Below are 8,259 nucleotides of genomic sequence, written 5' to 3'. Positions count from 1 at the left end.
CTCTGCACACAAATACGCACGTGCGTATTTGTGTGCAGAGCAAAGCCGATTGCAGGGGTCAGACGACGGCGCAGACGGTGCCGTTCAGGGTGAACGACGCCGGCTTGGCGTTGGTGCCGCTCCAACTGCTCAGGAAGCCGAAGGACGCGGTGCCGCCGTTGGCGCCGATGACCGGGTTCCAGGCCGCGTTGCTGATGGTCACGTTGGCGCCGCTCTGCGCGTACGTGCTGCTCCAGGACTGGTTGACGACCTGGCCGTTGGCGAACGTCCAGCGAAGCTGCCAGCCGTTGACCGCCACCGCGCCCGCGTTGGTGATCACCACGTCACCCTGGAACCCGGTGTTCCACTGGTTGGTGATCGTGTACTTCACCCGGCACCCCGACGGCACCGTCGACCCGCTCGGGCCGGGGCTCGCGCTGGCCGACGGGCTGGCGCTGGCCGACGGGCTGGGGCTCGGCGACCGGCTGGCGCTGGGCGACGGCGACGGGCTCGCGCTGGGCGACGCCGAGGCGCTCGGCGACGCCGACGGGCTGCGCGACGGGCTCGGCGAGGCCGAGGCGCTCGCCGACGGGGAGGCCGGGCCGGAGGCGGTCGGCGAGGCGCTGCCGATGATCGCCCAGTACGCCGGCTTCGCCTGCAGCTGCACGTCGAACAGCAGCGGGAAGTCCTTGCGGCTCACCGGGTAGCTGTCCAGCCAGGTCTCGTCGTCGGCCAGGCCCCACAGCGTCACCGAGGTGATGTTGGCCTTGTACTTGCGGTACACGTCGAACCAGGCCTTGTAGCGCGCGGCCTGGCCGGCCAGCCGGTCCGCGGGCGGGGTGGTGAAGCTCTCCGAGGAGCTGGTGTAGATGCTGGTGTCCATCTCGGTGATCTGCTGCTCGACGCCGAGCGGGAGGAACTTGGCGATCATCGCGTCGGTCTCGCTGCCGCTGGGCCAGTTGATGTTGCCGTGCTGCTGGTGCCCGACCCCGCCGATCGGCACGCCCTCGGCCTTGAGCTGCGCGACCAGGTCGTAGAGCTTGTCCCGCTTGCTGGTGACGTTGGTGTTGTAGTCGTTGATGAACAGCTTCGCGTTCGGCGCGACCTGCCGCGCCACCCGGAACGCGGTGCGGATGTAGTCCAGCCCGGTGATGGTGAACCAGTTGCTGCGGCGCAGCCCGTCCGACTGGTTCTCGTCGATCACCTCGTTGACCACGTCCCACGCGGAGATGTCGGCCGCGTACCGGGCGCCGAGCGCGCGGATGTGCGCCTCCAGCCGGGACAGCAGCAGCGTCTTGTTGGCCGCGGTCGCGGTCATCGGCTGCCCGGCGGCGTCGTTGAACACCCACGCCGGGGTCTGGTTGTGCCAGACGAACGTGTGCCCGCGCACCTTCATCCCGTTGGCGCGGGCGAACGCCACGATCGCGTCCGCGTCGGTGTAGTTGAAGGTGCCCTCGACGGGCTGGATGGCGTCCCACTTCATCGCGTTGCCCGCGGTGAGCGAGTTGAAGTGCTTGGCCAGCAGCTGGCCGCGCTCGCCCAGCAGCTGCGGGCGGCCGACCGCGGCGCCGATCGGGAAGTCGCCCGCGAACACCGTCTTCAGCGACGGTATGCCGGTCTGGATCGGATCCGGCGGCTGGTACGACAGCGTGAAGTCGTCGATGTGGAACGACGCCGTCCCGCTGACCGTCTCGACGTACACGGCGAAGAACTCGGCGTCGTTGGCCAGCGTGTAGCCGCCGGTCAGCTGGGTCCAGCCGCCCTCGCCGACGGTGGTGCTGTTGACCACCTGCTCGTAGCTGGGCGTGCCCTGCCAGCGGCGCTCGACGCTCATCCGCAGCTGCACCGAGCCGGCGCCGGCCGCGGCGCGCGCCCAGACCGAGTACGTGTAGCGGGTGCCCTTGGTGACGGAGGCCAGCAGGTCGCGGCTGGGGCCGTTCCAGGACGCGGTGCGGCCGCTGGTGAGCAGGCTGGCGGTGCCGCTACGGGCGGCGGCGGTGCTGACCTCGACGGTCTCGACGGTGCCGCGCCGGGCCCAGCCCTGCACCGTCCCGTCCTCGAAGCCGCTGGTCAGCACGGTGACCGGGTCGGCGGCGCGCACCGGATGGGAGGTCGAGGCGACCACGACCGCGAGCGCGGCCAGGGTCAGCATGAGTGCGGCGAGCGTGGCCCGCCCGGCTCTGGAGGAGAGTGTGGACACGGTGGGGATCCTGTTCCGGGAGCAGCTGGGCGCGCGGACGTACGCGCACACCACTGCCCTTGGCGGCCGGAACGACCACGCCGGATGAGGACCGCCGAAGCCCGGAGGCGATCGGCGTCGATGCTATGAGGTGCCCCGAGCGCCCGTCAAACCCGCTCAGGTTTGCCCCCGGCCGCCGTCGGGTAGAGCCGGGCCATGAGCGTTGACCTGCCTCCACTTCCGCCCCTGTCCCCCGAGGCCGAGGCCGCGTACAGCCCCGCCGGTCAGAGCATCGTCGACATGCTGGCCGACGAGCACCGGCAGATCACCCGGCTCTCGGCAGAGCTGGCCACCGAAGCGGCGTCGGCCTCGCCGTCCCGTCGGCGCCAGGTCGCCGAGGTGGTGACCGCGGTCGTCAGCCGGCACCTCGCCGCCGAGGAGCAGTACCTGCTGCCCGCGGTCCGTGAGCTGTTCCCCGACGGCGACGACCTGGCCAACCGCGAGCTGGCCGAGGACGGCGCGATCCTGCAGGTGCTGCAGACCCTGTCGGTCACCCCGGCCGAGGACGAGGGCTTCCAGCGGCTCGCCCTGGAGGTCGACGCCCACCTGCGCCACCACACGCACACCGCCAACCGCAAGATCCACGGGCGGCTGCGCGAGCTCGCCAACGACGACGAGCTGATCCGCCTGGGCAACCGGGCCGCGATCGCCGAGGAGGCGGCCGGCACCCGCCCGCACCCGAAGACGCCGAACACCCCGCCGTGGAACAAGGTGGTCGACCCGATCATGGGCGTCGCCGACAAGCTCCGCGACGCCGTCACCGGCCGCCCCACCTACCCCGACCAGCTCGACCCGAAGTGACCCGCGGCAGGACCTCGCTCTTGCCTGCCGCGACGCTTGACGGCTCGCGCCCTCCAGACGACCTGGAGGGCGCGAGTCTTTGCCGGTTGCCGAGGGTCAGGCGGCGGCGTCCATCTGCCGGAGCTCCTTCTTCAGCTCGGAGATCTCGTCGCGGATCCGGGCGGCCAGCTCGAACTGCAGCTCGGCCGCGGCGGCCAGCATCTGGTCGTTGAGCTCGCCGATCAGCTTGGTCAGCTCGACCCGGGCCATGCCCTCGGTGGCGGCCACGATCGCGCCGCGCTTCTCCGAGCTGGTCCGCGACTTCGAGCGCGTGCCCGGCACCGGGGCCTTGCCCCGCGACATCTGCCGCCCCGACCCGCCGATGATGTGCCCGCCGGGCCCGTGCCCGGCCAGCGCCGTGTCGGTGTCCTCGGCCTCGCGGTAGATGTCGTCGAGGATGTCGTGGATCCGCTTGCGCAGCGGCTGCGGGTCCACGCCGTTGGCCTCGTTGTACGCCACCTGCTTGGCGCGGCGCCGGTTGGTCTCGTCGATCGCCGACGCCATCGACGGAGTGATCTTGTCGGCGTACATGTGGACCTCGCCCGAGACGTTACGGGCGGCGCGGCCGATGGTCTGGATCAGCGAGGTGCCGCTGCGCAGGAAGCCCTCCTTGTCCGCGTCGAGGATCGCCACCAGCGACACCTCGGGCAGGTCCAGGCCCTCGCGCAGCAGGTTGATGCCGACCAGCACGTCGAACTCGCCGATGCGCAGCTCCTTGAGCAGCTCCACCCGGCGCAGCGTGTCCACCTCGGAGTGCAGGTAGCGCACCCGGATGCCGTTCTCCAGCAGGTAGTCGGTGAGGTCCTCGGACATCTTCTTGGTCAGCGTGGTGACCAGGACCCGCTCGTCGCGCTCGACCCGCAGCCGGATCTCGTGCATCAGGTCGTCGATCTGGCCCTTGGTCGGCTTCACCACGACCTGCGGGTCGACCAGGCCGGTCGGGCGGATCACCTGCTCGACGAACTCGCCCTGCGCCTGCTGCAGCTCCCACGGGCCGGGGGTGGCCGACAGGAACACCATCTGCCCGACCCGCTCCAGGAACTCGTCGAAGCGCAGCGGCCGGTTGTCCTGCGCGCTGGGCAGCCGGAAGCCGTGCTCGACCAGCACCCGCTTGCGCGAGGCGTCGCCCTCGTACATGCCGCCGATCTGCGGGATGGTCACGTGCGACTCGTCGATGACGGTGAGGAAGTCGTCCGGGAAGTAGTCGAGCAGCGCGTGCGGCGGGCTGCCCTGCTCGCGGCCGTCGATGTGGCGCGAGTAGTTCTCGATGCCGTTGCAGAAGCCCACCTGGCGCATCATCTCCAGGTCGTACGTGGTGCGCATGCGCAGCCGCTGCGCCTCCAGCAGCTTGCCCTGCCGGTCCAGCTCCGCCAGCCGCTCCTCCAGCTCGGCCTCGATCCCGGCGATCGCCCGCTCCATCCGCTCCGGACCCGCCGCGTAGTGCGTGGCCGGGAAGATCAGCAGCTGGTCGACGTCCTTGACCACGTCGCCGGTGAGCGGGTGCAGGTAGGACAGCCGCTCGATCTCGTCGCCGAAGAACTCGATGCGCAGCGCCAGCTCCTCGTACGCCGGGATGATCTCCAGGGTGTCGCCGCGGACCCGGAAGGTGCCCCGGTTGAACGCCAGGTCGTTGCGCGCGTACTGGATCTCCACCAGGCGGCGCAGCAGCTTGTCCCGGTCGACCTCCTCGCCGACCTTGACCTTGACGGAGCGCTCCAGGTATTCCTGCGGCGTGCCGAGGCCGTAGATCGCCGACACGGTCGCCACCACGATGACGTCGCGGCGAGTCAGCAGCGACATGGTCGCCGAGTGCCGCAGCCGCTCCACCTCCTCGTTGATCGAGGAGTCCTTCTCGATGTAGGTGTCCGTCTGCGGGATGTACGCCTCGGGCTGGTAGTAGTCGTAGTAGCTGACGAAGTACTCCACCGCGTTGTTGGGCATCAGCTCGCGGAACTCCTTGGCCAGCTGCGCGGCCAGGGTCTTGTTCGGCGCCATGACCAGCGCGGGGCGCTGCAGCTTCTCGATCAGCCACGCCGTGGTCGCCGACTTGCCGGTGCCGGTCGCGCCCAGCAGCACCGAGTGCCGGTCGCCCCGGCGCACCCGCCGGGCCAGCTCGTCGATCGCGGCCGGCTGGTCACCGGCCGGCTGGTAGTCGCTGATGACCTGGAACGACCCGTCCAGGCGCGGAATCTCGGCAAGCTCGGTCATGTGCCCAACCTACGCCGCTCGTGTGACACTCTCACGGGGCAGCCGCGCAGGCCGCGGTGCTGGTGTGACGGTAGGTGAGTGACCGGCTCCAATATTGCGATTGTGTGTCATCAATCACCGCGTTACCGTCATGTGGTAGGCCGTTCGCGGCGGCCGTACCAGGGAGACCGGACCTCCACACCGGCCGGTTGTCACCCCTGGCGCACCGGTAGCAGCCTCGATCCGCCCCACCGCAGGATCGATGAGCGCACTGCTGCGGTCGCGCACCATGTGTGCGCCGACCGGCCGCCGCGGGCGGTCTTGACGTATCCGCACGCCGCCGTGCCACCGTGACCGCTCTGACCGGTTGGCACGTCACCTCACCACGTTCGGCCCGTTGCACCTCCCGTGAGAACCTCGACCAACGGACGCCGCCGGATCCTCCAGCTCCTCGCCGCCGCAGGTCTGCTGCTGGGCCTCACCGCGACGCTCACCGGCGGCCTGGCCTCGTGTTCAGCCACGAAGAAGCCGTCCCCGGAAGCCTCCCGGCCGCTGAACAAGGCAGAACTCGACCTGCTGGCCGGCATGCGCGCGCGCAACTTCGCCGACGGCCGGGTCGGCGTGCGCGGCACGATCGGCCCCGACAACCGGCAGACCACCGTCGACGGCTGGGTCGACTGGCGCCGCCAGCTCGTCTACCTCGCGCTGAGCGAGGGCGGCACCAGCAAGGGCCTGGTCCAGTCGATCCCCGGCGTGCTCGCCATCCGCCCCGGGCCGCTGCCCGACGCGGCGCCCGCGCCCGCGCCCGAGTCCGCCCGCCGCACCGACGCCCCCGCCGCGTCCGCGGCGCCGTCCGCGTCGGCCGCGGCGGTCCCGGCGGGCAAACCACCGCTGACCCCGCCCGCCGACGGCTGGCGGGTCCGCCCGCTGCGGCTGGGCGACGACGAGCAGCGCCCCCTGGACAACCTGGTCGCGTTCCTGTTCCTGCTGGCCCGCAAGGAGGCGGACCCGGCCGGTCCGCTCGGCGAGCTGCGCAACCAGTGGGTACGCCACGACACGTACGACGGCGCCCAGGTCGACGTGCTGCTCGGTCCGGCCCTGCTCCCGCAGGCCGCGCCCAGCCCGTCGCCCTCCGCGGGCGGCCCGACGTTCGCGACCCCGTCGCCGGCCGGTGTGGCCTCGCCGGGCGCGTCGGCCTCGGCGGGCGCGTCGGCCTCGGCGGGCGCGTCGGCCTCGGCCACCACCGCGCCGCGCACCGAGGCGACCACCGCCCCCTCCGGCGCCGCCACGGCCGCCTCCGGGGCGCCGTCCGCGACCACGGCGCCCGCCGCGGCCAGCGCGAGCCCGCAGCCGTCGCTGGACCCGAAGTCCCTGGAGGCCAACGGCGGCGCCGTCGGGTACTGGCTCAGCGGCGACGGCGCCCTGGTGCGCCTGGAGACCGTGCTCGGCACCGGCCTGCCGACCACGCTGGACCTGCAGCGCGGGCAGCGGCAGGACTTCGTGCGCACGCCCGCGCTGGGCGGGCGCGACAACGAGCCCTCCGAGATCACCAAGGCCGAGGCGAAGGTGCTGTCCCAGTTGCGCCAGCGCAACCTCAAGGCCCGCGGCGGCGAGGTCACCGTCACCATGCCGGTCATGCCCGGCGCGCTGCGCACCGGCCGGGGCTGGCTGGACTGGCAGCGCCGGCTGGCGTACCTGGCCGTGCGCGACCTCGACGACGAGAGCTACGACGTGCTGATGTACGCCGACCGCATGGGCGTGGCCCAGCGTAAGACCGGCAAGCGCGTGCCGGAGCAGCCGCCGCTGCCCGCGCCGGACGGCAAGTGGGACCGCTCGGACTGGGTCGAGCTGAGCTCCTCCGGCGAGATCACCGACCTGGACTACCTGATGTACGAGGCGCTGTCGCTGGCCGCGAACGTGCCCGACGACGCCGCGCACATCGGCAAGCACGGCCGCCGGCTGCGGGTGGACGTGCTGGACGGCAAGCCGGTGGGGGTGTTCGAGCTGCCGAGCGGCGTCGAGGTGAACGTGCCGGCGGGCCTGGCCCGGATGCGCTACTGGGTGGACAACTCCGGGGTGCTCAAGCGCCTGGAGCTGCGTACCGCCACCGGCGGCTTCGCCCAGCTCGACCTGGACCTCGACAAGCGCCCACCCGCCCTCCCCACCAAGGTCAAGTAGCACCTCGACCCGCGGGTGCCCGCCCGCTGCAGCGCTGGCGCGGAGACCGCGCGGCGGGCAGTGGGCGGGCCGGGTGGCGGTGGTCAGGGGCGCAGGCGGGTGCGCCAGACCTCGTCCACCTGGGAGTGCAGCTCGTCCAGGGTGCCCTCGTTGACGATGGAGACGTCGGCTACCGCGCGGCGCTGCTCGTCGCTCGCCTGGGCCGCGATCCGGGCGCGGGCGTCCGCCTCGGGCATGCCCCGGTCGCGCACCAGCCGGGCCAGCCGCGTCGCCTCGTCCGCGAAGACCACGATGACCAGCTCGTACTGCTCGGCGAGCCCGGCCTCGACCAGCAGCGGCACGTCGTTGACGATCACCGCGTCCGGTGGGGCGGCGGCGGCCATCTCGGCGGCGCGGGCGCGTACCCGGGGGTGGATGATCGCCTCCAGGTCGCGCCGGGCCGCGTCGTCGCCGAAGACGACCCTGCCGAGCGCGGGCCGGTCCAGCGCGCCGTCCGGCCCCAGCACCTGCGCACCGAACCGGGCCACCACCTCGGCCAGGCCGTCGGTGCCCGGCGCGACGACCTCGCGGGCCAGCCGGTCGGAGTCGATCACCACGGCGCCCAGCTCGGCCAGCCGCGCCGCCACCGCGCTCTTACCGGAGCCGATACCCCCGGTCAGTCCCACCCATCGCACCGCCCCATGCTCGCACGCCCGTCCCGGCCCGGCACGGGGGCGGGGCTTGCCGCCGGAGCTCAGGGTCGCCGCGCGGCCCGGAGGCTGCGGCGGCTCAGCCCAGGAACGAGACGATCGCGGCGGCGAACTCGGGGTTGCGACCACCTCACCGTGGTCCGCAAC

At 72.3% G+C, this 8,259-nt stretch carries 4 protein-coding genes and 1 pseudogene; 2 read left to right on the top strand and 3 right to left on the bottom strand.

Annotated features, from left to right (window positions below; genetic code table 11):
* Positions 1 to 58 precede the first annotated feature (58 nt).
* Positions 59 to 2,179, bottom strand: a complete 2,121-nt coding sequence (locus tag AB0J67_RS37345) for an endo-1,4-beta-xylanase (RefSeq protein ID WP_363489894.1) — start codon at positions 2,177 to 2,179, stop codon at positions 59 to 61.
* 195 nt (positions 2,180 to 2,374) lie between these two features.
* On the opposite strand from AB0J67_RS37345, the gene AB0J67_RS37340 reads away from it, so the two are divergent.
* A complete protein-coding gene (locus tag AB0J67_RS37340; protein WP_363489892.1) occupies positions 2,375 to 3,019 on the top strand; it encodes a hemerythrin domain-containing protein in 645 nt (214 codons plus the stop codon).
* Between the two features lie 96 nt (positions 3,020 to 3,115).
* On the opposite strand, the gene uvrB is transcribed toward AB0J67_RS37340, so the two are convergent.
* Complete coding sequence (gene uvrB, locus AB0J67_RS37335) at positions 3,116 to 5,266, bottom strand: excinuclease ABC subunit UvrB (protein ID WP_363489890.1); 2,151 nt, start codon at positions 5,264 to 5,266, stop codon at positions 3,116 to 3,118.
* 387 nt (positions 5,267 to 5,653) lie between these two features.
* Between uvrB and AB0J67_RS37330 the strand changes: the two genes are divergently transcribed.
* Positions 5,654 to 7,423 carry a hypothetical protein gene (locus AB0J67_RS37330; RefSeq protein WP_363489888.1) on the top strand — a complete coding sequence of 590 codons (1,770 nt, stop codon included), beginning with the start codon at positions 5,654 to 5,656 and terminating at the stop codon, positions 7,421 to 7,423.
* 86 nt (positions 7,424 to 7,509) lie between these two features.
* Here the strand turns inward: AB0J67_RS37330 and coaE are convergent.
* Positions 7,510 to 8,097, bottom strand: a pseudogene (coaE, locus tag AB0J67_RS37325) (dephospho-CoA kinase); the annotation flags it as partial.
* Positions 8,098 to 8,259: the final 162 nt, after the last annotated feature.

It is taken from the genome of Catellatospora sp. NPDC049609 (assembly GCF_040675365.1).
Classification (GTDB): domain Bacteria; phylum Actinomycetota; class Actinomycetes; order Mycobacteriales; family Micromonosporaceae; genus Catellatospora.
Note: the sequence above shows the minus strand (reverse complement) of the source record. Positions and strands in the feature narration are given on the sequence as shown.

Coding starts and splice junctions, on each gene's coding strand:
- AB0J67_RS37340 (WP_363489892.1), top strand. CDS start 2,375: ATGAGCGTTGACCTGCCTCCACTTCCGCCCCTGTCCCCCGAGGCCGAG.
- uvrB (WP_363489890.1), bottom strand. CDS start 5,266: ATGACCGAGCTTGCCGAGATTCCGCGCCTGGACGGGTCGTTCCAGGTC.